General features: G+C 43.3%; 18 protein-coding genes. 10 read left to right on the top strand and 8 right to left on the bottom strand.

Translation table 11 applies throughout. The features are described 5' to 3' along the window. Positions 1-414: 414 nt before the first annotated feature. The 4 genes from DP114_RS23650 to DP114_RS23665 all read right to left on the bottom strand — a co-directional run bounded on the left by DP114_RS23650 (position 415) and on the right by DP114_RS23665 (position 4,381). Positions 415-1,752 carry an inorganic phosphate transporter gene (locus DP114_RS23650; RefSeq protein ID WP_171977276.1) on the bottom strand — a complete coding sequence of 446 codons (1,338 nt, stop codon included), beginning with the start codon at positions 1,750-1,752 and terminating at the stop codon, positions 415-417. A 268-nt stretch (positions 1,753-2,020) separates the two neighbouring features. Further along, positions 2,021-3,067: a zinc-dependent dehydrogenase gene (locus DP114_RS23655; RefSeq protein ID WP_171977277.1), complete on the bottom strand. Its 1,047-nt coding sequence runs from the start codon at positions 3,065-3,067 to the stop codon at positions 2,021-2,023. A gap of 72 nt (positions 3,068-3,139) precedes the next feature. After that, positions 3,140-3,622: a helix-turn-helix domain-containing protein gene (locus tag DP114_RS23660; protein WP_171977278.1), complete on the bottom strand. Its 483-nt coding sequence runs from the start codon at positions 3,620-3,622 to the stop codon at positions 3,140-3,142. A gap of 75 nt (positions 3,623-3,697) precedes the next feature. Beyond that, positions 3,698-4,381 (bottom strand): TetR/AcrR family transcriptional regulator, encoded by a 684-nt coding sequence (locus DP114_RS23665; RefSeq protein ID WP_171977279.1) that lies wholly within the window; start codon positions 4,379-4,381, stop codon positions 3,698-3,700. A gap of 124 nt (positions 4,382-4,505) precedes the next feature. On the opposite strand from DP114_RS23665, the gene DP114_RS23670 reads away from it, so the two are divergent. The 4 genes from DP114_RS23670 (at position 4,506) to patX (ending at position 8,595) form a co-directional block, all read left to right on the top strand. After that, positions 4,506-5,477, top strand: a complete 972-nt coding sequence (locus DP114_RS23670; RefSeq protein ID WP_171977280.1) for a Rieske 2Fe-2S domain-containing protein — start codon at positions 4,506-4,508, stop codon at positions 5,475-5,477. Between the two features lie 125 nt (positions 5,478-5,602). Beyond that, a complete protein-coding gene (locus DP114_RS23675) occupies positions 5,603-6,148 on the top strand; it encodes an RNA 2'-phosphotransferase (RefSeq protein ID WP_171977281.1) in 546 nt (181 codons plus the stop codon). A 356-nt stretch (positions 6,149-6,504) separates the two neighbouring features. Then, on the top strand, positions 6,505-8,277 hold the full coding sequence (locus DP114_RS23680; protein WP_171977282.1) for an FAD-dependent oxidoreductase: 1,773 nt from the start codon (positions 6,505-6,507) through the stop codon (positions 8,275-8,277). Between the two features lie 105 nt (positions 8,278-8,382). Further along, positions 8,383-8,595 (top strand): heterocyst-inhibiting protein PatX, encoded by a 213-nt coding sequence (patX, locus tag DP114_RS23685; protein ID WP_169267884.1) that lies wholly within the window; start codon positions 8,383-8,385, stop codon positions 8,593-8,595. A 681-nt stretch (positions 8,596-9,276) separates the two neighbouring features. Here the strand turns inward: patX and DP114_RS23690 are convergent. Then, on the bottom strand, positions 9,277-10,158 hold the full coding sequence (locus DP114_RS23690) for a ferritin-like domain-containing protein (RefSeq protein ID WP_370469277.1): 882 nt from the start codon (positions 10,156-10,158) through the stop codon (positions 9,277-9,279). A 149-nt stretch (positions 10,159-10,307) separates the two neighbouring features. Continuing rightward, the gene (locus tag DP114_RS23695) at positions 10,308-11,366 is read right to left on the bottom strand and encodes a class I SAM-dependent methyltransferase (protein WP_169267885.1); all 1,059 of its coding nucleotides are present in this window, start codon (positions 11,364-11,366) and stop codon (positions 10,308-10,310) included. 459 nt (positions 11,367-11,825) lie between these two features. Here DP114_RS23695 and gifA point away from each other — a divergent pair, with 459 nt between their 5' ends. The 6 genes from gifA (at position 11,826) to DP114_RS23725 (ending at position 19,208) form a co-directional block, all read left to right on the top strand. Beyond that, positions 11,826-12,026, top strand: coding sequence for a glutamine synthetase inactivation factor IF7A (gene gifA, locus DP114_RS23700; protein ID WP_169267886.1), 201 nt, complete (start codon positions 11,826-11,828; stop codon positions 12,024-12,026). Positions 12,027-12,365: 339 nt separating this feature from the next. Next, the gene (locus tag DP114_RS23705) at positions 12,366-13,835 is read left to right on the top strand and encodes a YcjF family protein (protein ID WP_171978283.1); all 1,470 of its coding nucleotides are present in this window, start codon (positions 12,366-12,368) and stop codon (positions 13,833-13,835) included. A gap of 530 nt (positions 13,836-14,365) precedes the next feature. Then, positions 14,366-15,046 carry a deoxyribose-phosphate aldolase gene (deoC, locus tag DP114_RS23710; RefSeq protein ID WP_171977283.1) on the top strand — a complete coding sequence of 227 codons (681 nt, stop codon included), beginning with the start codon at positions 14,366-14,368 and terminating at the stop codon, positions 15,044-15,046. Positions 15,047-15,112: 66 nt separating this feature from the next. Beyond that, the gene (gene recO / locus DP114_RS23715) at positions 15,113-16,048 is read left to right on the top strand and encodes a DNA repair protein RecO (RefSeq protein WP_171977284.1); all 936 of its coding nucleotides are present in this window, start codon (positions 15,113-15,115) and stop codon (positions 16,046-16,048) included. Beyond that, positions 16,032-17,684: an MFS transporter gene (locus DP114_RS23720; RefSeq protein WP_246162711.1), complete on the top strand. Its 1,653-nt coding sequence runs from the start codon at positions 16,032-16,034 to the stop codon at positions 17,682-17,684. The genes recO and DP114_RS23720 overlap by 17 nt, the downstream gene beginning before the upstream one ends. A 372-nt stretch (positions 17,685-18,056) precedes the next feature. Continuing rightward, the gene (locus tag DP114_RS23725; protein WP_169267889.1) at positions 18,057-19,208 is read left to right on the top strand and encodes a glycosyltransferase family 4 protein; all 1,152 of its coding nucleotides are present in this window, start codon (positions 18,057-18,059) and stop codon (positions 19,206-19,208) included. Between the two features lie 759 nt (positions 19,209-19,967). Here DP114_RS23725 and DP114_RS23730 read toward each other — a convergent pair. After that, a complete protein-coding gene (locus DP114_RS23730; RefSeq protein WP_246162713.1) occupies positions 19,968-22,556 on the bottom strand; it encodes a two-partner secretion domain-containing protein in 2,589 nt (862 codons plus the stop codon). A 334-nt stretch (positions 22,557-22,890) separates the two neighbouring features. After that, on the bottom strand, positions 22,891-24,588 hold the full coding sequence (locus tag DP114_RS23735) for a fasciclin domain-containing protein (RefSeq protein ID WP_169268474.1): 1,698 nt from the start codon (positions 24,586-24,588) through the stop codon (positions 22,891-22,893). Positions 24,589-25,137 lie beyond the last annotated feature (549 nt).

Here is a 25,137-nt window from a genome sequence, read left to right on the forward strand (position 1 = left end):
GGTACTGTGCCATTGGTGTCAATTTAACGTTCAAGCTTTGATTGCACGTTGATTTGACCTCACCCCGCCCTTACGGGCACCCCTCTCCTTATAAAGGAGAGGGGAGGTTTTGGCGTCAGCCAAAGCCGGGGTGAGGTGATACGCGCCCTATCAAAACTTTATCCTCAACACTGAAATAGATATGTAGAACGTTCAAGGTCTAATTCCACGCTGATTTAACCTCACCCCGCCCTAACGGGCACCCCTCTCCGAATTCGCGGAGAGGGGAGGTTTTGGCGTCAGCCAAAGCCGGGGTGAGGTGATACGCGCGTTGGATTCATGTGTATTACCTATCCAAGGTTTTTATCCCCTCTCCTTTATAAGGAGAGGGGCGGTTTTGGCGTAAGCCAAAGCCGGGGTGAGGTAACACGCGCCCTATCCAAACTTTAATCTCAACACAGAAAAGATAGCCGCGCTAAGAACCGCACTCGCAGGAACTGTAATCACCCATGCTGCAGCAATTCCTTGAAGAGTTTTGAATTGAATTGACTTAATATCTTGCACCAGTCCAATCCCAACAACACCACCAACCAAAGCATGAGAAGTAGAAACAGGTAAACCCAACCGAGAGGCAAGCAGGATAGTTGTGGCAGTTGCGAGTTCAGCACAAAATCCACTACTCGGTTGCAAGGAAATAATACTTTCGCCAATCGTGGCGATAACTTTTTTTCCCAAAATCGCTAAACCAGTGACAATTCCAACGCCACCAAGCATTATAATCCATATGGGGATGTTGAAACCATTTGTTGGTACTGTGCCAGTGCGGTTAATGTAGGCAATTGCAGCTAGAGGAGCGATCGCATTTCCCACATCATTAGAACCATGAGCAAAAGCAACAAAACAAGCACTGAGCAATTGAAATCGACCAAATAACCCCTCAACAGGATTAGTAAATCGGGAATTTACTACTTCCCCTACTCCCCCCACTTCCCCTACTCCCCCCACTCCCCCTACTTCCTCTGCTCCCCTGCTCCCCTGCTCCCCTACTCCCTTTCTCCCTCTCTCCAACTGTCGCCAGCTGTAAAAGGTGAGTCCAACTGCAGCTACAGCACCAGTTATCAATGGAATATCATGAGCAGGTATTTTAAAACCAACTTGCTCAGTGAGAAAAGTTGCTAGTCCCTGAGTCAATGACGGTAGCACAATCACACCAAATATCCCCAGCAAAACAGCACTCAACCAAGGAATCCACTCGTTTAACTGTACTAATGGATTTGGTTGATCTAAAATCCAGCGCTTGATTTGACTGTAGAATAAAGCAGCAATTGCCCCACTTATGATTGGGGTGATAATCCAACCTATCGTGATTTGTCCAATTGTTGACCAATCGATCGCACTCACTCCCAAAGCAACCCAGCTAAATCCGGCGATCGCACCAACAATCGCATGAGAAGAAGAGACAGGCAAACCCCGTGATGTAGCAATTTGCAGCCACAAACCGCCAGAAAGCAGCACCGCCACCATTCCAGTAACTAGCATTTGCGGTGTATCGGCAAATAAAGCTGGATTAACAATTTCTGTCGCCAAAGTTTGCGATACTTCTTGTCCAAATAGTACCGCACCCGTAAACTCTAACACCCCAGCAATAATCAATGCCTGTTTGAGGGTAACAGCTTTGGAACCAACAGAAGTTCCCATTGAGTTAGCAACATCATTTGCTCCGAGATTCCAAGCAAGATAAAAGGCGAGAAGTGCAACTATGATGACAAGCATTTTGTTTCTGTGGAAGATCAGGGGAGTGAGAGAGTGAGGGAGTGTGGCAGTATGGCAGTGTAGGAAAACAGTTCCTCCTCCCCCTCTCCTTAATAAGGAGAGGGGTGCCCGTTAGGGCGGGGTGAGGTATAACTCATGAATTCAACGCGCCTAAGGGAGTGAGAGAGTGTGGGGTGTAGGAAAACAGTTCCTCCTCCCCCTCTCCTTAATAAGGAGAGGGGTGCCCGTAAGGGCGGGGTGAGGTGAGACCTTTTTCCCCTTCTCCCTTCTACGGATAAATCAAAATCTTATACGTTTCTGCAGTAGGAGCGATCGCCTGTTCCACTGCTGCTGATAAATCTTGTAATGGATAGCGATCGCTAATCAATGCTTGGACATCTATGCGTCGATTAAAGACAATATCAGCTGCTAAACTTTGAATGCGGTACGATGAACTGTAACTGCCCATAAGGTCAATTTCCCTACGGTAGAGAAGATTCGGATTAACTGGAATTTCCATCTCATCAGGAAATTCCGCGAAAAAGAGAATTTTTCCACCTTTGCGAGTACAGTCGAGTGCTTGAAAGAAAGCTTTATCACTTGGGACTGCAAGTAGGGTAACATCAACACCCATGCCATTGGTCAAATCATGAATTTTTGCTGGTAAGTTGGCGTCACGGGCATCAAATGCAGCTTCTGCACCTACACTCAAAGCTTTTTCTATGCGGGAGGGGAGTAAGTCGGTGGCGATCGCCTTCGCCCCAAAATACTTCACCAACATGATAAACATTAACCCAATTGGTCCCGCACCAGTAACCAAAACCGTTTGCCCAGGAGCAATTTGAGCTTTTTTCACTGCTTTGAGGCAGCAATTTGTTGGTTCTACAAAACTTGCTTCTTCAAAACTGATATTATCAGGAATGGGAATCAACCCGCCATTACGCACAATATGACCGGGAACTTTGACATACTCAGCAAACCCGCCGCCACTAGCGTTAAATCCTGCTGTCGTAGAGATGTTTTTGTAAGTATCGCACATCGAGAAATTATCATTTAGGCAATAATCGCAACGCATACAAGGGATATGGTGCATCACCGCCACCCGTTGTCCAACTTGCCAGCCTCTGACTTGCGAACCCACCGCTGATATAGTTCCAGCAGTTTCATGTCCAAAAATGCGCGGTGGTTCATACAAGGGATAACGAATTTTTTTGATATCCGACTGACACAACCCCACAACCTGCACCTGTACCAGCACCTCATCTGGTTCCAGTGTCGGTACGGGCAGTTCTTCGTAAGAAAGTTGATTAACGCCTCTAAATACCTGTGCTTTCATGTTAAATTTTCACCGCTCAACGATAATATATTTAACACTTAGGGCGTTCTTTATGTTACTTGCTACAAGATTTTATAGCAATCCTAAATCATTTTCTTCATTTTTCTCGTCGTAGAACCCCTCATCTTGTAAAAACTGAGTCAGTTCGTTAAGCGCTTCTCGACGCTTTTTATCCCGTTGTTCTTTATACCGGACTAAATCCTCAAAACAAACCCGTCGATGTGAACCCACTTTAATGTAGGGAATTTCTCCCTGTTCTAATAACTTAACAACATAAGGTCGTGAAACGTTGAGAAATTCAGCGGCTTGTTGTGTTGTCATTTCATAACTGTGGGGAACTAGAGATACAGCTTGCCCTGATGCCATTGCATGGACGACATGACGCAGCACTTGATAAAGTGACTCAGGAATGTCAATTTGTTCTCCATTAGCTCCTATTAGTTTCGCCTGAGAATCTTGGTTATTAAGAATATCTTCTAGTTGCTTAATAGACTGGACTTCTTGTTCAGTCTTCACTGCTTCTATAGGCACGTTATGTCTTAATATGATTGTCATTTTTTTGATATCTCATAACTCTATGCAACCTACGATAACACAGTGTATATTACATAAACGAAATATCCGAAATGCTTAAGGAGTTTTCTTCACACCTGCCAAAACAAATTTGATCGCCGCCTCGGTATGCTTTTCTACCATTTCTGGACTGAGGCGATCAATCTCAGGAGTTAAGTGTTTCCAATTTTCGTGCACAGTAAAGTAGAAAATGCAAACGCTGAGAATATGAGTCAGTGTTAAAATGGGGTCGAGTGGACGAAAACACCCCTCTGTTATACCTCGCTCAAGAACTTTGAGAAGGTGCTCGTATAGACTCCACACGTTGGCTTGCTTGAAATACAAGCCTTGATTTTGACTCGCTTCTTGGAACCACAGCATTTGACGATGGGGATTGGTGGCTTCGTAGGCGATCGCAGTCCGAATAATATGCGCCATTGCGTCTTCGGGCGGCAAATGGTCGAGATTTAGCTGACTCACCATTGCCTGAACTTCATCAATCGGACGCTGCAAAACGGCTTTGTATAAGCCCTCTTTATTATCGAAGTAATAATGAATTGTGGCAGTCGTGATGTGCGCTAGATTTGCGATCGCACTCAACCGGGCACCTTTCAAACCGTGCCTAGCAAACTCCAATTCTGCGGCATCAAGAATCTGCTGCTGCGTCACATCTGCATCTCGAATCTGACGAACCGATTTGGTAACTCGCTCAGTCTTGACTTTTTCAACCACAATATCACAATCTCTCGTTTGCCTTTTCATAGTACCAAGCAAGAGATATCCTGTTTCGTTGAGTTAACACGCTTATTGCGGAATCGCCAATTGACAACAAAATCCCCTATAATTTAACTTACTAATTAATTAGTAAGTTATTTAAGAAGTATTTATGAAAATGCTGCAAGGTGCACCGTGGCTATTAGCACATCGTTCCATGCTCAAGCCGAATCAACCTGTGAAAGTTTCTCTCTACGGTAATGACTACGTTATCTGGCAAGACAGCACAGGCAAAATCAGTTGCTTACCGAATGCTTGCCCTCATATGGGTGCGATGCTTTCGGAAGGATGGTGTGTAACCAAGCCAGATGGTAGTAGTGTGGTGACTTGTCCATTTCATGCGTTGGAATTTGATGGCTTTGGCTGCACCGTTTTACCAGGTTCCAACAAGCCAACAAAATCCTTGATGGAACCGTTGGAGTTAGTGATTCAAGGCGACTTTATTTGGTCCTACGGTGGATATGAGGCAAAGATTCCTATCCCAACAATTATGAATGAAATTGCAGGGGAGTATGAGTTTATTGGGTTCACAGGCGATCGTAGTATCAAAACCGATTTCCTAAGTCTCCTGCTAAATATGCACGACTACAATCACCAAAATGGCACCCATCGTGAGTTATTTGAGATTGAACAAGTGCAGTTGAAACAGTTTATCGATGATGGATTTCACTCCCACGCCTACATTGATCAGCCGAGGAAGAAACCTACACTCCGCCACATCCTCAAAAATCCTGCTCTAATCGCAATGCCAAAGGTACTTCAAGCTCATTTAGAAAACTTCTTTCCATGCATGGCAGTGATGCATGGTGAGAATGCAATTCTCAGTCTCAAAGAGTGTCATTTCTATATTCCAGAATCACCAAATTACTCCCGCATCTTCATTTTAATGTTTATAAAAGCGCATAATCCGATTGCTCATCTGATCAAACGAAATCTCCTGCGGCTGATAGATATTGTTGTAGAGCAAGACGCTGACATTTTGAGCAAACTCTATGCCAACACACCTCAGCACATCAAGCTCAATAATGAAGTAGGAATGGATTGGGTGCGGCGAAATTTTGAGAGTTTTCCAATGGTAGAATAACACTAATTGTGATGATTGAAGTGGCATCATCTCTGATAGTCAGACAAATTCTGTCGATTGACTAAAAAGTTTAATGTATTATAATTAATATATACATGTAGTGTAAAGAATCCTACTGTAATCATATGAGTGATTCTCGCCTCGTCAAAATCAGCAAATATCTTAGCAAATATTTGCGACATACACCGGGTGCAATTGGAATTAAACTTGCCCCTGGTGGTTGGGTTAGTGTTGATGAACTGCTTACCGCTTGCGCTAAAAACAAATTTCCACTCACCCGTCAGGAATTACAGGTGGTGGTTGAACTCAACGATAAAAAACGCTTTTCTTTTAACTCCACAGGCACTCTTATTCGTGCTAACCAAGGTCACTCAACAGAAGTTGATTTACAATTAGAACCTGTTGTTCCTCCAGACGTGCTTTATCACGGCACGGGACACAAATCTGTAGAGTCAATAATGCAAACAGGACTCTGCAAAATGTCGCGACATCATGTTCATTTATCAAAGGATATTGCTACAGCACAAATTGTAGGTGCAAGACATGGAAAACCAGTAGTTTTGCTCGTAGATACTGCGACTATGTATCAAGCTGGTTATCAATTCTACTGCTCTGATAACGGTGTTTGGTTAGTAGATAGTGTACCACCTGAGTATCTACAAAAAAATTGAATTTTCATAGGTTGCAGAGATTCATTTAAAAATCATAAATTTTTAGATGTATTGTTAGAAAAACTGTAATAAATCAAACTTAATATTTATTATGACTTACGCACTGTACAAATAAACCTTAATATGAATTAAGGTTTTTGCTCGTTTCAGGCACTTCGCATAACCCCGATTTATTCGCATATTTGCGATACACGTCGCGTCGCGTCAAGCCAGAGGCTTATCGCTGGGTGCTAAACACAGCTGAAATACTCAATTTATAGTACTTTTGTCCTATTTATCAGTCCAATTCCGAACTCTATTAATGATGAGCTGTAGTTAGTACTCGATACTTAGCACTGTTTTAGCGAGGTTCAAAAATGGTTCATCAAACATACACAGCTGACATCTTAGTCGTCGGAGGTGGAACAGGAGGAACCGCCGCCGCCATTCAAGCAGCGCGACGGGGAGCAAAAACTATCCTTGTGAGTGAGTTTCCTTGGTTGGGAGGAATGCTGACTTCTGCTGGGGTATCTGCACCGGATGGGAATGAACTAGAAGCTTTTCAAACAGGGTTATGGGGTGCGTTTTTACAAGAATTACAGCACCGCCAGCCAGGAGGATTAGATAATTGTTGGGTTAGCTTTTTTAGTTACGATCCGCGTATTGGGGCAAAGATTTTTGCAGATTGGGTGCAGGAGTTGCCCAATTTACTTTGGATCACTGGACTTGTGCCGTTAGAAGTTTTCCAAGAGGGGAATTGCGTTTGTGGCGTCCGATTTGCAGATTTAACTGTCAAAGCCAAGATAACTCTGGACGCCACAGAGTTAGGAGATTTATTAGCTTTAGCTGATATACCTTACCGTTGGGGCTGGGAATTACATTCGGAGTGGGGAGAACTAAGCGCGCCAGCAGATTATAATCATCTCACACAAAGATATCCTGTGCAAGCCCCCACTTGGGTGGTGGTGATGCAAGACTTTGGTGAAGCAGTTGCACCAGAAGTCCCAAGTGCACCGAACAACGATCCATCACAGTTTGTTGGTGCTTGGGACGGCTACGGTCCAGAACAGTTTTTGAATTACGGACGGTTGCCCGGTGGTTTATTTATGATTAATTGGCCAATTCGTGGTAATGACTACGGTGAAAGTGTGGGGCGATTGATAGAAACAGAAGAAACAAAGCGCGAGTTTCTCCAAGAATGCTTTTGGCACAGCCAAAATTTTGCCCATTTTATCCAAAACCAGCTTGGTCGTCGCTATGGTTTAGCTGATAACATCTTCCCTCATCTGGCTCACTCCTCCTTCGCCCTTCACCCTTACTACCGGGAAAGCCGCCGCCTAGTGGGACTAACGACGATTCGAGAACAGGACATTTTGCCCCTAACTGGAGGTATGGTTGCACCTTTGAATATAGATGCAATAGCGATCGCTAATTACCCCAACGACCACCATTATCCGGGTATCGAGTTCCAAGTACAACCCAAATCGATGCGCTGGGGAGGACGGACGACGGGAACTCCCTTCACAATTCCCTACCGTTGTTTAGTTCCTATAGAAACAGATGGTTTACTAGTATGCGAGAAGAACATTTCCGTTTCTCATATTGCTAATGGAGCAACCAGATTGCAGCCTGTGGTGATGGGTATCGCTCAAGCTGCAGGTATGGCTGCAGCTTTGTGTGTTGAGTTGGATTTAAGCCCCCGGAATTTGCCAGTAAGAGTTCTACAAGAAGCTTTATTACATGATAAATATGCACCAGCGGCAATTATTCCATTATTGAATTCGCTCCCAAAAGATCCGGATTGGTTGCACTGGCAATCGTACTATTTAGAAGAACCAGAATTATATCGAGTTCATGGAAATTCCGTTTGTTTATCTTCCTGTCAACATCAGAATGTTGATAGCAATAATACCTTAACTGTACGAAAGATTAACTGTTTCCAGGGCATCTTTCACCACATATCTGAACAAGATTACAAATTCACTATCACTGCGCCAAGTATCCATCGGGGGCATACTTGGCAGATTGTGACTTTGCGATCGCACATCCATGAGCAATTGCAAACTTTTTGTGATCAGCAACTGCTCACCATTTGCGGTCGAATGAATCACGCTCTTAATTGGTTGATAGTTGAAAACCTCAGCAAATAAAAGGAGATTTTACAGTCAAAATAAATACTATTTCCGAAAATCTCCGGATGCAGTAAGGATAACTCAGTAGTAGTGAAATGAAGAGTTCAAAAATAGACATTTCTTATGCGTGCTGCCATTTCATTTTTGATCACAGGATTGTTCTTTAGCTCCTTAGCTATTAACACTAAAGCACTTGAACAACAGGCATCTAAGGCTGACTCACAACAGTTGATGGCGGCAGTAGGCACTTCCAAAAAGTCTCGGAAAGAGCGCTACAGAGGTAGTGGTCGTATCGTAGGGCTGGAACAGATCAAGAGTACACATCCAGTTGTCTAACAACAAAATGTCAATGCTATTTCTTGGGGTGGCAATTGTCTTGTACAAAGAGAATCGAAGTACTGTAAGCCAGGGTTTTTTGAAAATTAGTTACACACTCTCCCTAGTATAGATGTGATGCCAAAAATACAATGAGTCTAGGGATCAGTTCTGTATTTCACCCAAAAGTTTTTGTTTACTTAGTTACCTGTTAACTTTTGCATAGAGATGCGATGCAAGTTATACGTTTCACTTTAGTGTCATACAAATGACTTGATTCTCATGGCGTTTTTGAGGTTTGAATATGTATGAGGAATTTGGTGAAATAGTATTAGCTGCTAGTATTGCAAGCATTAAGAGCCACTTAAATAACAAATAAGCAGGAAATTCCTGAACGCAACCTTCACCTTCTCTGTTGAAAGGGTATTAGTTGGGCTAGCAGCTCAGTTAAAGCGATATTGTGATATCAAGTCCGGTTGATAACTTGTCGTGTGTCCGTACTCGCTGCGGACACCTATTCAAGCGGATTTGATATGACTATTGAGAAATCACAACTTTGTCCAAGAACAGGTTGGACAAAGACTACTAAGGATATGGATAGCTGATGAGCAAGAATTCATCAAACAGCTATTGGGGCGAAATTTGGCAAAAAACGGGGTGGACATTGCCCACCCCACATACATCACATACAGAACATTTGTTCTATGCCTTCGTTTTCTGGCGGTTATCTTGCATCCCTTTTAAACCATTGAGAAACATCGGCACAAATCTTTCGATCAATGTCTGTGGATCTCGCTTCCAAACTCGCTCAACTACATTAATCCGAGTCCTTTGCAAATCTGGTGCTAGAAGAGTCTGCGGTAAACGTTCCATCAGATATTGAGGACGTTGCCATACAGGCATTGTGTTTGCCACTTCCAGCAGGTTGGCAACTCTACGCAGTTCTGCACCCAAGGTGATATCCATGCCAGCTTCAAAAGCTGCTTGTTCAATCGCAGCATACTTTCGCTTGGCTTGATCAACCTTTTGGCGATGTTCTGGACTTTTATCTGCTAACTGCCCCAACCAACGGTTACCCCAGCGAACGTGTCCTGCTTCCTCTGGCAGAATTTTTTCAATCGTTTGGCGGATTTTGATGTTTTCTTCGGTTTGGGGCGCTTGCTTGAGGGCGTAAATGTGAGCAGAGAAGTACTCACAACCCCGTTTTTCGGTTACGTTAATTGCTGCCAATCCGGCAATAATGCTATCCTCTAGGTTGTGTTCTGGGTTGAAAAATTCTCGGTCTATCAGACGGTCAAATTCATCAATGTAAGAAGAGCCTGGAGGCGTTCCTACATTCGCTCCCAGTTCCACCAATAAATCAGTCAGCCACATAGCATGACGGGCTTCATCGGAGATATGGTGAGATAAATCTCGTATCAGTTCGGGTGGCTGTCCGTTGAGTTGTTCAATGATTTCAGTCAGGTCTTTGCAACTGCGTTGCTCGCTGTAGCGGTAGCGGTTGAGGGTGACCAGATGAAGATCGTGATCGCCCAAGGGGCGGCTCCCTTTGGGAGCATCGCCCAAGGCGGGTGCAAACCACATCGCGGACAACTTGTGTCAAGATGTCCCTTGCACCTATAGCGTTTTGAAATTTGCGCGGGTAAGCAACAGCCATAACTTTTTATGAGAGTTATGTAAACTAATATTAATATTATATTAGTTTGATGTAGCCACCGTAGCTTTTCTTTACATTAAGCGGGCTTTCGAGCAATAAAGTACTTGCTCATAAAGTGAACCCGTATATCAATATTCTCAAAGCCTGCTTTTTCCAAACGCTCTACCAAGTTATCAGTAGTGTAGTGCTTGTAGTAAGGTTCATGAAAAGTTTCGTGGAAGCTTTCCATCAGCGATTCCATTTCAGGAGAATCACTCATCTGAACTGAGTCACAGATGATAAAGGTTCCCCCTGGTTTTGTCACCCGATAGGATTGCTCTATAACCTGTTGACGTGCTGCTGCTGGTAACTCATGGAAGAGGAAAACTGAAGTGACAGCATGGAAGTAGTTATCCAAGTATGGTAACTCTTCTGCATTTGCCTGCAAAAGTTGTGGTAATTCTCCGGGAATTTGCGACAGGAATTCATTTGCTTTACGCAAATAAGCTGGCGACAAATCTGTACCAAACAAAGATGCTTTCGGCAAAGCCGCCCGAATCAACTTTAAAGTACGACCAGTTCCACAAGCAACATCTAGTACACGTATCTGGCGTGGTGACACATCACTAAACACTTCTAACCCTTCTTTAAGAGGAGCCAGAATGCGTCGTCGCATGGGATCAGCTGAACCTCCAAAAAGAATTTCTACCTGCAAGTCATACAAATTAGCTGATAAATCACTCAAGTAGCCATTCGTCTGGTGATGGAAGTTCTGCACATAGTAGCTGGGATAACCATTGATGTCTACATCTTGAGTAAACTCTTGATATCTCTTGTGTTGAGCACGTTCCCAAGTTTGGGGTAAATCCAGCCACACCATTGGATAGTAGCGGAAAAAGTCTTCCCAAGGATTATCAAACAACACGCTTTTAGGATAGACACCACGCTCAGCATCTTCCCAATCAACTTCGAGCAGATTGTTCAGGTTTTGTTGAGCCTTTAATAAAACCTCGTTTGGTATGGGTTGAATTTGCGTCTGCTCAGTAGCAGAGATGATATTCTTCAACCGCGAGCTTAGCAGTTTATGAGCTAGACCAAAATAATTTTTACTCTGCTGAAAAGTCTGATAAGTTAGTTTGGTTAAGGTGTCAGACATGAGAATTGCTTGAGCTTTTGTAACTTTTATTTATATAATTTTAATAAATTTAATGAGAAAAGCATAAATCTTAAGAAAGGTCTATGTTGTCAGGCAAAATCACTCTTCAGTAAGATGTGAAGTCAGAATTTGTTCTTTCCTCCTTACCCCTTTTTCCAAACCGTGAGGGAGATGAGTAGTGCTTGGACGAAAAGTATTGACCCTACTCTCCCTTTAAACTGCCCTCCAAGTCTTTACAAATTGGGAAACCATAACGGGAAGCCGCTTTACATCTACCGACTTCTCTTGGCAACGCATTGGCTCCTGGGTGGAAATCCTAAGTTCCCTACTCTTCTGCAATTATTAATTTTTATTAAAATCAATAATTTAGTAGTTTTTGTTACAGAATTGTATTCTATAATTAAAACTATAAAGTTACTGAATCATGACATTACACAAACAATTAAGGGGAACTTTATTATGTCTACTCAAGAAAAAGCCCGTGCTTTGATGATGCGTCACTATCAACTCATTAAGAATCGTCAACAATCGATGCTGGGGCGTGCTGGCGAGGAATTAGGTCTTCCTGGAGAAGTCTCCAACTACTGGAACCCTGTTCAAGGAAAAATAGATCCCACTGTGCGCATAACTTATGATCGCAGCAATGCAGCTATGAGCTAAGTGTCACGACAAGTAAAAAGTTGGCTAGTACCAACTTTTTATCAAAGAGATACCAACGGTGAACGATTTTCAAAAATTGTTCACCGTTGGTATATGTTGCGTCTATGTTCCTCACTATCCCCCTTCTTCGGTGTTAAGCGTTAAGCGTTCCCTTTTATCTAAAGAAAACTTTATGCATTAGGCTATAAACTGAGGCAGCGCTCTTGGTAGGGTTTCCAACGCTCTTATCCTCTGTGGGGAGACCCTCATCAAGTACTGGCTGCTCCGCAGGCGACTGCCGATCGGACAAGCCCAGTTTTGAGATATCCTGAAGTAGAAGCCAGCATAACGCGGAGAATCATAGTTGTGAAGTTGCAGCGACCGATTTTAGTGGGAGGATTGGGACTGTCCTTTTCTCTGTGGATGTTACAAAATTTGCACCATTCGATGGTGCAGATTGGTGAATTTGGTTTGTTGAGTTTGTTAGCCGTTGGCGGCGGTTTGTGGTTATTAAAGTCAAATCGCACTCAAGATAGTTCGCGATCGCTAAGCAATGTACCAGTAGATCGTACGACAGTAGAAGCTAGCATTGCTAAAGCCCAAGCCGTGGTTAACCAACTCGCACAAGAAACAGAAAATCCTCTAACTGTAGGGACATTGCGAGAACAACTTACCCGTCTTACGGCTGAGTTAGATAGACAAGAAATGATTGCTGTTGTCACTGGTGGCAAATCGGTAGGTAAAACGACTTTGATTGAAGTCTTAAAATCTAGCTGGTGTCAAAATGTAGAGACGGGAAGCTTTTCGTTCGTCGAATTCCAAGAAACTTCACCTTTGTTTGTCAAAGCAGGCGAAAACTCAGATCTAGATGTTTTGACACACGCAAACAAATCTGATGTTGTCTTGTTCCTGACAAATGGTGATTTAACAGATTCTGAATTTCAAAGCTTACAACAGCTAAAAGCAATTAATCAAAATACTATTTTGGTTTTTAATAAACAAGATCAGTATTTGCCAGATGAACGTGTAAGTGTGTTGCAATCGCTGAAACATCGGATGTCGTCTGTTGTGGCGACTGCAGCGTCTCCCAGTTTGATCAAAGTACGGAAGCATCAAGAAGATGGTTGTGTGCAAGAATCCCTGGAACTACCAACACCAGACATTCAACAGTTGACGCAGCAATTGGGTGAAATGTTGACACAGCAACCAGAACAGTTGGTGTGGGCGACAACAATGAGGAAAGTTTTGTTCCTCAAAGCTGAAGCGAAAAACTTGCTGAATGAAATCAGACGCGATCGCGCTGTAAAATCAATTGAACAATACCAATGGATAGCTGCTGCAGCAGCATTTGCCAACCCAGTACCAGCGCTTGATATCCTAGCAACAGCCGCAATTAACGCTCAAATGGTTATGGATTTGGGTGGTATCTATCAGCAAAAATTTTCCTTGGAACAAGCGCAGACAGTTGCTGGCACAATGGGAAGTTTGATGGTGAAACTGGGTTTAGTAGAACTGTCTTCCAAGGCAGTAAGCACAGTACTCAAAACTAACGCTATCACTTTTGTTGCTGGTGGCTTGGTGCAGGGAGTCAGTGCTGCTTATCTGACTCGCATCGCAGGTTTAACTTTAGTTGAATATTTCCAACAGCAGGAAGTTGCTATTGACTCTGGAACAGTGTTAAATCTCGACAAGTTACGGCAAACTTTGCAAAGCGTATTTCAGCGGAATCAGCAAATGGCTTTATTGCAAAGTTTTGTTAAGCAAAGCGTCAAGCATTTGACCCCACAAGCACAGCAACTACAACTTGTTAAATCTGAGATCAGCGCTTAGCCTTAGTCAGGTGGAATTCAAACTCACACAAACAAAGTCCGCCCATACAGACTCAACTTTTCTAAAGCTGTTCAGGCGGATTTTGTTTGTAGTGAAAGTGCATGCACTTTCACTAGATTGCGGTGCGGATAAAAATTTTAGTCTTACCTGAACCGTCTTCGACTATTAGGAGTATTTAATATACACAGATTAATTAGATTTTTTAAGTATAAATATTTAGACATCTTGGTCTTGGTGTCCTTGCATGTGCTGATTATTGTATTAGGGCTAAAAATAGAGGAAACTTCTGGTAATTTAATTAAACTTCATAATTGTGCTCAATGACACTACATGATTTGATAAAGTTCAGATAAAAAACTTAAAAATTATGATTTAATTTATCTAAATAGCCGTCATGAACTGCTTACACCAGAACGAATGAAAATTTATCTTTTCTTCTGAGTTCTGAGTTCTGTGTTCTGAGTTCTATTTTCAAGTCAGTTTGAAATTTTTTGATAAAGGTTAATAATTAATCATTGGCAAAAAAGGCGATGGCAGCAGATTATACAGACATTGACATTGCGCCATTTATAGATCACGCTCTGCTGATACCAACCGCTACCTCAAAGCAGGTTGAACAATGGTGTGAAGAAGCAGATAGATTTCATTTTGCGGCGGTTTGTGTCTACCCGACTCATGTGAAGCAAGCCGCAGAACTTCTGCACGGTAAAAAGCCGAAAGTTTGTACAGTGATTGGCTTTCCTACCGGGGCAACAACTTCCGCAACAAAGTTATATGAAGCTCAAGAAGCAGTGGAAAATGGAGCCACTGAGTTAGATGTGGTGATAAATTTGGGCTGGTTAAAAGCAGGCGACACTGAGAACGTACACCAGGAAATTGCCGAAATATGTGAAGAAACTGGGCAAACGGTAAAGGTGATTTTAGAAACTAACCTGCTGACGGATGCGGAAAAAAGACTTGTAGCAGAAATCTGTATGGATGCTGGTGCAGCATTTCTCAAAACGAGTACTGGTTGGAATGGCGCTACGACAGTAGAAGACGTACGACTTTTGAAAGAAGTCACACAAGAGCGGGTTGGAATTAAAGCCTCAGGAGGTATTCGTACCATCGATCAAGCTTTAGACTTAATTATGGCGGGTGCAACCAGATTAGGCACTTCTCGCAGTATCGATTTGCTTCATCAGCGCCATAGACGGGACTTGAGTGAGTAGTCATTTGTTCTTTGTCTTTTGTCTCAAGCTAATGACTCATGACTAATAACTAATGACTAATGACTAATGAGTAAAACGTATAAAGCAACTGGAATTAATCTTAAAGCTCAGGCTCTGGGAGAATCAGATAGACTAGTGACAATTTTGACACCAGAGTTTGGTCTAATTCGAGCTGTAGCGCCAGGATCACGAAAACATAACTCTAGTCTTGGTGGTAGAAGTGCAATGTTTGTGGTAAACGAGCTACTGATTGCTAAAGGGCGATCGCTCGATAAAATCACTCAAGCACAAACAATAAAATCTTATCCAGGTCTTGCTAGAAACTTAGGAAAGTTGGCTGCTAGCCAGTATTTAGCAGAAATAGTATTATCTGTAGCGTTAAGCGAGCAACCCCAAGAAGAAATTTATGAGTTACTCAACGAACATCTCAATCGTTTAGAAGTTTTAGAAAGCGCAGAAACATTAAATGTTTTAGCACATCTGGCTCATGGGGTATTTCACCTTTTAGCTTTGGCGGGACTAACTCCCCAAGTACAAGTCTGTTGCATCACTGGACGCTCTCTCATACCAGATTTTACAGATCCAACTTGGCAAGTCGGATTTAGCATACCAACAGGTGGAACAATTTGCTTAAGTGCTTGGGAACGTCTGAAGGAGGAGAAAAGAAAACAACAAAGTTTTCCTAGCTTTCCACCTCATCATCCCAGTTCCACAACTTCTTCCACCATTCCTGCTACTGTGAAAGAGAAGCCTGCCAACTACCAAACAATTATTCATCGGCAAGAAATACCAGTTATATCAAGCCGCTTGAATGCAACAGAACTTGCTATACTCCAGCACCTGTCGCAACCAGAGATCATCCAAGATCTAACCAGAAATGATGGCTGGTTATCCGTTGAGCAAGTTTTGCGCTTCTATGCTCAGTATCACATTGGTCGCCCTATTCGCTCTGCTGCTTTAATAGATTCTTATTTAGCTGCTAACCATGATGCAACCGTCTGATTTGGATCCAAAAATCCTACCGTTATCACAAAGTTACGCTAGGAAACAGAATAAGGCATCAATGCCTAAAATCGCTAATAACCCGAATATTCCCAAGTCTCTACCCACTCATGTTAACTTGCACGAGCAGGCAAAAGACGTTTTTGTAAATCAGAAGAATTATACATCGGAAATCTCAAAAACTGATGTCACTAACCACAAACAACAATCGGAAAACAATTTGACCTCTAACGAGGCAAATGGTAAAAATAATATTTCAGAACATAGCACCCAAAAGGCGACAGCAACTGTAGCAAAAACAACAGAAATAACAGAAGCTTCTGGACTCGAACCAGAAGCTGGATCAGCTGAACAGCTAGAGCAAGGGTTTTTGCCGATATTAAAAAACCCCAACTTTTTGGCTCTTTGGGGTGGTCAAGTCTTTTGTCAGATGGCAGATAAAGTCTATCTGGTTTTGATGATTGCCATCATTAATACTCAGTTTCAAACAAACGAGCAGAGTATTAGTGGTTGGGTTTCAACGCTGATGATGGCTTTCACCATTCCCGCAATTCTTTTTGGTTCCCTTGCTGGTGTGTTTGTAGATCGCTGGTCAAAAAAGGCGGTGCTAGTAGCAACAAATGTTTTGCGCGGCATACTAGTGTTGGCAATTCCAGCAATGCTGTGGGTGACTCATGATTGGGAACCATTAGTAGGAGTTTTGCCAGTGGGTTTTGCCATCCTTTTGGCAGTGACTTTCTTGGTTTCTACGCTGACGCAGTTTTTTGCACCGGCAGAACAGGCGGCTATGCCTTTAATTGTCAAAGAACAGCATTTACTTTCGGCAAACTCGCTCTACACAACAACAATGATGGCGTCAGTGATAGTTGGGTTTGCTGTTGGGGAACCATTGTTAGGGGTAGCAGATCAATTGTGGTCGCAAGTAGGTGGTAGTGATGGACTAGGTAAAGAACTTGTAGTGGGTTCCAGTTATGCGATCGCTGGATTCGTTTTGTTGTTGCTTGTCACTCATGAAAAACCTCAACAAAGCGAAAAACAATCTCCTCACATTTTTGCTGACTTGCAAGATGGTTTGCGTTATCTCAAAGAAAATAATCGTCTTCGCAATGCGCTTGTCCAACTGATTATTTTGTTCTCTGTATTTGCGGCATTAACTGTTTTAGCCGTTCGTATGGCAGAATTAATTCCTAACTTAAAAGCTTCCCAATTTGGCTTTTTACTAGCAGCAGGAGGTGTTGGTATTGCCATTGGTGCAACTCTTTTAAGTTTATTCGGTCAGCGCTTGTCCTATACCCAATTAAGTTTGTGTGGATGTATAGGAATGGCAGCATCTCTTATCGGTCTGTCGATCTTTACTAAACAGTTATGGCTTGCCCTGTTTTTAATCACATCGTTAGGTGTGTTTGGGGCGTTGGTGGGTATTCCCATGCAAACAGCTATCCAAACAGAAACTCCGCCAGAAATGCGTGGGAAAGTCTTTGGTTTACAAAACAATGTGATTAATATTGCTTTGTCCTTACCCCTAGCAGTAACAGGCGTGGCAGAAACCTTTCTTGGATTACAGACAGTGTTCTTGGTATTAGCTGGGATTGTTTTTTCTGGTTGTATATTGACCAGTTACACTTCTTCTAAGTAGCTCTGCGATAAAAAGAGTTAATCTTCAACTTTTACAACCGATTATCTACTGAAAACTTCAGTTGTTATGGTAGACTTACCTCAGTACTAAACTCTCACGAGTCTTGCTGGGAATCAACCCAAGTTTGAGCTAGACGTTATACGTAACGTCTACGAGGGTTGTTATAAGTTACATAACATTAACAACCCAAAAGTGAAGTAAGTAAAGCCAAAAATACACTTGTCTAGAAATGTACAAAGCTTTTGTACAAGGTGACAGTAACTTTTGTGTTGCCCCAAGTTAAGAACCAGCAAGTAAAGCGAGACAAAGGACTAATTAAAAAAGGACAAAAACCTAATATAATAAATTCGCTTTACTGATAGCTAACAAAGAATGCGTATAGCCTGGATTGGAAAAAAATCACCCTTTTGTGGCAATGTAACCTACAGTAGAGAAATTACAAATGCCTTGTTAGACCGGGGACACCAAGTTAGCTTTCTCCACTTCGCTCAAGAGGAATCGGATGTGGGGAACTTGCCTAATTGTCAAGAAGTCACCCTACCCTTCATCTACAAGTCTCAGGTTTACACAATTCCAACTTTCAAAGCGACTAAGGTTTTAACTCAGTCGCTGCGACGCATTAAACCTGATATAGTCCATGCTTCTCTGACTTTATCTCCCCTCGACTTCGTTCTACCAGAAATTTGTGAGCGACTGAAATTACCTCTGATTGCTACCTTCCATACACCATTTGCTGGAAAGGGCGCAAAACTGGTATCAGGAACACAACTTTTGGCTTATCAACTCTACGCACCTTTTTTGGGTAATTATGATCGCGTGATTGTCTTTTCCCAAATTCAACGAGAATTATTGGCTCGCATGGGTGTTCAGGAACAAAACATTGCTGTCATTCCCAACGGTGTGGATGTTGAAAAATATTCTCCCGGTCTTTCCAAAGTCAAAGAAGAATTTCGCGCTGAACGTTTGTTTGTCTACCAAGGTCGGATAGCGCCAGAAAAAAACGTTGAAGCCCTCCTCCGTGCTTGGAAAGATGCACAAATGGGACCAGATAGCAAATTGCTCATTGTTGGCGATGGTCCGTTGAAACCTTCTTTAGAGCCATTTTACGATTTGGAGCACAATATTCTCTGGTTAGGATTTGTTGCTGACGAACAACGACGGATCGAAGTTTTACGGGGAGCAGATGTATTTATTTTACCATCTTTAGTAGAGGGATTATCTTTGTCTCTGTTAGAAGCAATGGCTTGTGGAGCCGCTTGCATAGCAACAGATGTCGGTGCAGATGGAGAGGTCATGGAAAAAGGAGCGGGTGTTATTCTTAACACAAAAACTGTACGTTCCCAATTAAGAACCCTCTTGCCACTATTTCAAGATCATCCCGAATTAACAACCTTGCTGGGGCAGAAAGCCAGAAAGCGGGTATTAGAACAGTATACTCTTAGTAGTAATATTACTCGACTTGAAGAACTTTATACTAAAGTTTTGGAACAGCGACGACCCGTACCGCTAAGTTGGGGGGCGTGAATTAGATAGGGGAAAGGGCATTCCTATGCACGACTTACGAAACCTCACCCTGCCCTGTCGGGCATCCCTCTCCTTATTAAGGAGAGGGAAAGATTTTTCCTAGGCAAAAAGCGAGGGTGAGGTGATATCATGTCCGCTTAAATGCCTGTCATTGCGAGTGGAACGGAGTGAAACGTTCGCGCAGCGTGTCCCCTTGGGACTCAGCAATCTCCCCTAACCACAAACTACAACAAAAGAACGCAACTTGGTATAGGCAGAGGGGTGCGGTGTCAGGGCGAGGTGAGGTAATACTCATGAATGCAACACGCGTATGACCTCACCCCGGCTTTGGCTTAGGCCAAAACCTCCCCTCTCCTTAGTAAGCAGAGGGGTGCCCGTAAGGGCGGGGTGAGGTTAAATCAACGTGGAATTAAAGCGCTTAAACGTTCTACATATCTATTTCACTTTTGAGGATAAAGTTTTGACAACACGCGTATGACCTCACCCCGGCTTTGTCTTACGCCAAAACCTCCCCTCTCCTTACTAAGGAGAGGGGTGCCCGTTAGGGCGGGGTGAGGTTAAATCGACACCGAATCAAAGCTTAAACGTTCTACATATCTTTTCAGTGTTGAGATTAAAGTTTTGACAACACGCGTATGACCTCACCCCGGCTTTGGCTTACGCCAAAACCTCCCCTCTCCTTGCTAAGGAGAGGGGTGCCCGTGAGGGCGGGGTGAGGTCAAATCAACGTGGAATTAAAGCTTGAACGTTCTACATATCTTATTTCACTGCAGCACAATTACTAGTAGGCGCAGGCTGCTCACGCTGTGGGCCAGTCTTGGTAGGATCATAACCAACGAGCACCACCTGACCTTTTTCGTTATATATCCAACCCTGAGCAGGTATTATCTGTTTAACAGGTGGCTTTTGAGATGGCTGTTTTTTTGTTGGAGTTGTTAAACTTACCGTACTAGGGACAGGCTGAATTAAATCAACCCGCACATTATCACTACTGAGGACTTTTTGGGGGTCAGTTGGAAGTCCGCCGCGTCCGGTGATAGTGAAACTGTTACCAGAACCTTTGGTACAGGGATTTTGAGCAATCTGCTGTGCCGGATCAACCACAGTTTTTGTCAATTCAAATAACCCTTGGGTGGGGTCAATATCAACTACATTAATTTGCACATTACCACTCGACTGGTTATTTACCCCTCTGGCGGTGATATCGCTTGTATTTGGGTCAGCTGCATTCCGAGACTGAAAGCCAAAAATACCTTGGCTATTGATATTAACATTACCACCACGATCCTTAGCAGAGTTAGCAGTGATGTCGCTATTGTCAAAGCCAACCAGGACACCGGTATTAATATTAATGTTGCCGCCAATAACGTTTGCTCCTGTGGCGTTGGTTGTGATTCTGCTGTTGCGACTCATGATCAAATCTTTTGAGTTAATATTAATTGTCGCTTCCTCTCTATTCGGGTCAACTTTAGCACTGCGTGTATTGGCGGTGAGTGAGGCATTGTTGTTTAAACGGATAGAGCGAGCATTTAATGTCATGTTGCCTGCAGTTCCTGTTCCGAGATTCGCCACGCTTACTATTGCCCCATCTTGCACAAGCAAGGTATTGGTTCTAACTGTAAGATCACCCGCATCCCCTGTTGAGTTTGGGTCTGCTTGAGCAAACAAGCCACTTTTACCAATGATTTGCACATCTTGGGCATCAACGCTCAAAAAACCCCCGTTGCCCGCACCGAAAGTACTAGCACTTACCTGTGCCCCATCTCGCACTAGCAAGGTATTGGTTTTGATTGTAAGATCACCCGCATTCCCTGTTGAGTTTGCTTGAGCAAACAAGCCACTGGCAACCTTACCATCAGCGCTTGTACCAATGATTTGCACATCTTGGGCATCAACCCTCAAAAAACCCCCGTTGCCCGCACCGAAAGTACTAGCACTTACCTGTGCCCCATCTCGCACGAGCAAGGTATTGGTTTTGATTGTAAGGTCACCCGCTTTTCCTGTTGAGTTTGCTCGTGCAAACAAGCCACTGGAAGCCCGACCATCAGCGCTTCTACCAATGATTTGCACATCAGAGGCATCAACCCTCAAAAAACCCCCGTTGCCCGCACCGTCAGTGCTAACACTTACTACTGCCCCATCTCGCACGAGCAAGGAATTGGTTTTGATTGTAAGATCACCTGCATCCCCTGTCGAGTTTGGCTGTGCAGAAGCAAACAAGCTACTGGCAACCTGACCATTAGCGCTTCTACCAATCAATTGCACATCAGAGGCATCAACCCTCAAATTTCCCCCTTTGCCCGCACCGTAAGTGCTAGCATCTACATATGCCCCACCTTCAAGCCGCAAGCTGCTAGCACTGATACTAACATCACCTCCCTGTCCATTTGCTCCTGATAGCACCTGATTACCAATTGAACTATTGTTAAGGTTTATTGCCCCGGTAGCATTAACCGAAATATCTCCCGCTTGAGTACCAACTGTCCCCAAACTTTGCCCTATTCCAGCGCTGAGGAAACTTCTTCCCGTCATCTCTAAATTCCGGGCATTAACCGCAATACTACCGCCACCGCCTGACCTAACATTAACTCCCGCACCATTCGTCAGCGATACATCACCTCTTTGCACTCCCACAGGAAAACTCAAGCTACCATCACCATTGAGTTCCACCGTCCCAGCAGCAGATAATCCCCCTAACTCAACTCGTCCTCCTGGTGCTGTCAGTCCCCCATTATCTAAGCTGACGTTACCACCTACTAATGTTAGGGAATTTCCTTGTGAAACAGCAAGATTAGCAGATTGACTGCTGATATTTTTGAAATTCTCCCGATAGCTCAACCCAACCGGAGCAGTTATCGTTAACAATGGCCGTGTTTGTGGATTCGTCGCACTAAACTCAAACCCATCCTTAAATATCAAACTATTTGCCGTACTTCCCAAAAAAGAACCACCCACATCCAACCGGGCATTTGGTCCAAAGATAATTCCATTTGGGTTGATCAAAAACAAGTTCGCTTTGCCCAACACACCCAAGACACCTTGAATATTCGAGACATTCCCCCCAGTCACTCTGGTGAGTATGTTTGCAATTCCTGCGGGATTAGAAAAATAAGCTCCTCTACCAGCATTTACATTAAATTCCTGAAAACTGTGGAACAGGTTCCCCTGACGAATTGCGCCCCCATCAATTTTGTCGCTAGGGGTGCCCTTAATCACATCCTGTGTGACGCGGGAGTTCTCTGCGCCCAGCGTGTTATCAGGAGTGATTTGTGCTTTAGCTACCTTACCGTAGCTAAAGCTGAATACGGTTGCAAGGGCTAAAGTCAAGAAAAAGAGTGGGTGGCGCACTTGTTTTATCCTCGGTATTTTACGAGTATGAAGTTGGGAAGAATACTTTCAAACAAGTAAAATTATAGCTCAGTAGTACTGATATCAGGTTTGTAGGCTCATAGTAATTATTTGTAAGATTTTGTGACAAAGTGTTTTTTGTCATACCCTCGCTTTTACCTACAAAAAAATTTCCCTCTCCTTCATAAGGAGAGGGATGCCCGACAGGGCAGGGTGAGGTGAGACCAGCGCTCTTGGTAGGGGAGCTACTGCTCGACTAGGGTTCCCCCCGTTGTAGCACAAGCGCGTTTTCAAGGGTAGCCAGGGGACGGGCGTTCCCGGAGGGTTCCGTTACTTAGAAATTGTAGCCAACTCCTAGCATCAGCCCGACATCAGTCTCATTTAGAAAAGCTGCATTCACAGAACCTGTTAATGTAAATCTACGAGATAATGGCACATCAACACCGCCAGAAAGAAGGAAACCAACATCAGCATCATCACTGGTTTCAATCGCAACACCAGCACCTACATAAGGCGCGATGCTAAATCCTTGTCCTATTCCTCGTTGTGTGAGGTCGAAGGTAATGGGAACTAGAATGAGCGGATCATCCCCAATCACTGCTGAAGGTCGCACCGAGAAGTTTCGTGTTAGCCCAATTTTACTGAAAACTGCAAAGTTCCCATCACTAAGAGCTGAATCACCGCCTAAGCCAATATTACCACCAACTCCGATATAGCTAGAGACACCACGAGTGGCTCTACCTGGCGTAATACCATCTCCACTACCTCCGCCATTCTGTGTCTTGAGACTTACATTAGACGGTATGAGGACTCTGTTAACCGCATGAATCACACCGTTGCTTGCTTGGATGTTCGGCTGAGTCACGCTGGCATTATTGACTGCAATTTGATTACTACCTTCGACTTTAACCTTTAGGGGTAAGCCCTCAGCGGTTGTGATATTACCAGCCCTAAGTTGATCAGCACCAAGGCTACCAGGCACCACGTGGTATCTTAATATTTTAATCAGTGTTTCTCTATTTTCTGGCTGCTGCAACTGCTGTAAGGTTTGTTGAGGCAAAGCAGAAAATGCCTCATCGGTGGGAGCGAAAACAGTGTAAGGACCTGGTTGTTGTAGAGCATCAGCCAGACCTGCTGTTTTCAATAAAGAAGTCAAGATTGTAAAAGAATTACTAGAAGCAGCAACGGATACAATATCTGTGCTAGTTGTTGGAGCGCTCGCAGTGGTTCTACCAACAATATAATTAGCAGCTGCGACATTGTTCGCAAGAGGTGGCACCTGTCCCAGTTTAACCAAAGCTTGATATAAATGTGCTGCAGCTTCTGCACGAGTTAGAGGTGCAAGTGGATTGAGGGTACTCACATTTGGATAGTTAACCACAAGATTATCTTGTGTTGCAGTTGCCACATTATTCACAGCATAGTTTGGGATAGAACTAGCATCTGTGTAATAAGTACCAAGACTACTGCTTGCATCACCACTAGCAGTCAAACCTAAACCACTTGTTAAAGCAACGATCGCCTGCACCTTAGGAATTTGCTGATTTGGTCTAAACACGTTCCCTGGATACCCTGATAAAAATCCGCTTTCGTAGGCTTGAGTAATTGCAGTAGCCCCCCAATAGGTAGAAGGAACATCTTTAAATCCACCAGGAGTTGACTGCCGAACTGGGCTTTTGTTGAAAGCTTTTTGAATCATTGCTGCAAATTCAGCACGAGTCACAGGTTGATCCGGTCTATAAGTACCATCAGGAAAACCGGTTATTACGTTTCTTGCAGCTAAAGCTTGAATAAATGGTTGTGCCCAGTAATCTGCCGCAACATCAGGAAAGTTACTCGTTGTTGGAGTTGTTGATGGAGTCGTCGATGGAGTCGTCGATGGAGTTGTCGATGGAGTTGTCGATGGAGTTGTTGATGGAGTTATTTCTTGAGGTATTTGAGCAGAAACTAATGTAGGACTAGCTGTAGCAGTAATTATTCCTAACGTTATCAATGCGCTGCTGACTGTTGACAAACGCTTTGAGATATACATAACTTTTTTCACTCCTCACAAAAAAGATGACACTTATCTCGCCTACCGAAAAATCCTCAGAAGTCATGAGATTCAGTTGATAGATTGCACTTGAATCAACTACTGAACAAGTTCTTTTTCAAACTTAGACCTCAATAACGCAACTCATAAAAAATCAAATTGTTTTGAAATACGTAGGCGTTGATGAGTTAAAAATGCGCTCAAGGATACTGCAATAAACTTTTCATGTTAGAAAAGGAGAATCACTGCAAAACATTCTTTCTATAATTTTATATAGCTTTTTAAGAGGAGATTAAACATCTATCTTAGGCAAGGATTTAGTTAGTTTATCCGAGTATAGCCATACACCTGACCTGTTCTTTGAAAGCATGTTATTAGGCATATAGTGTCGGATGAATAACCAGACAATAGAATGCGTGACAAGTTCCTTATTCTTAAATTATCGTAACGATTCAGGTCAGGGGGTATTGACAAGTGTGACAACCGAAAACCATTGTGTATGTATTGCTTTCCATAGAAACGATAGGTAAAAGTGCGGTTCTTGCTGAT

Source organism: Brasilonema sennae CENA114 (genome assembly GCF_006968745.1).
In the GTDB taxonomy this organism is placed as follows: domain Bacteria; phylum Cyanobacteriota; class Cyanobacteriia; order Cyanobacteriales; family Nostocaceae; genus Brasilonema; species Brasilonema sennae.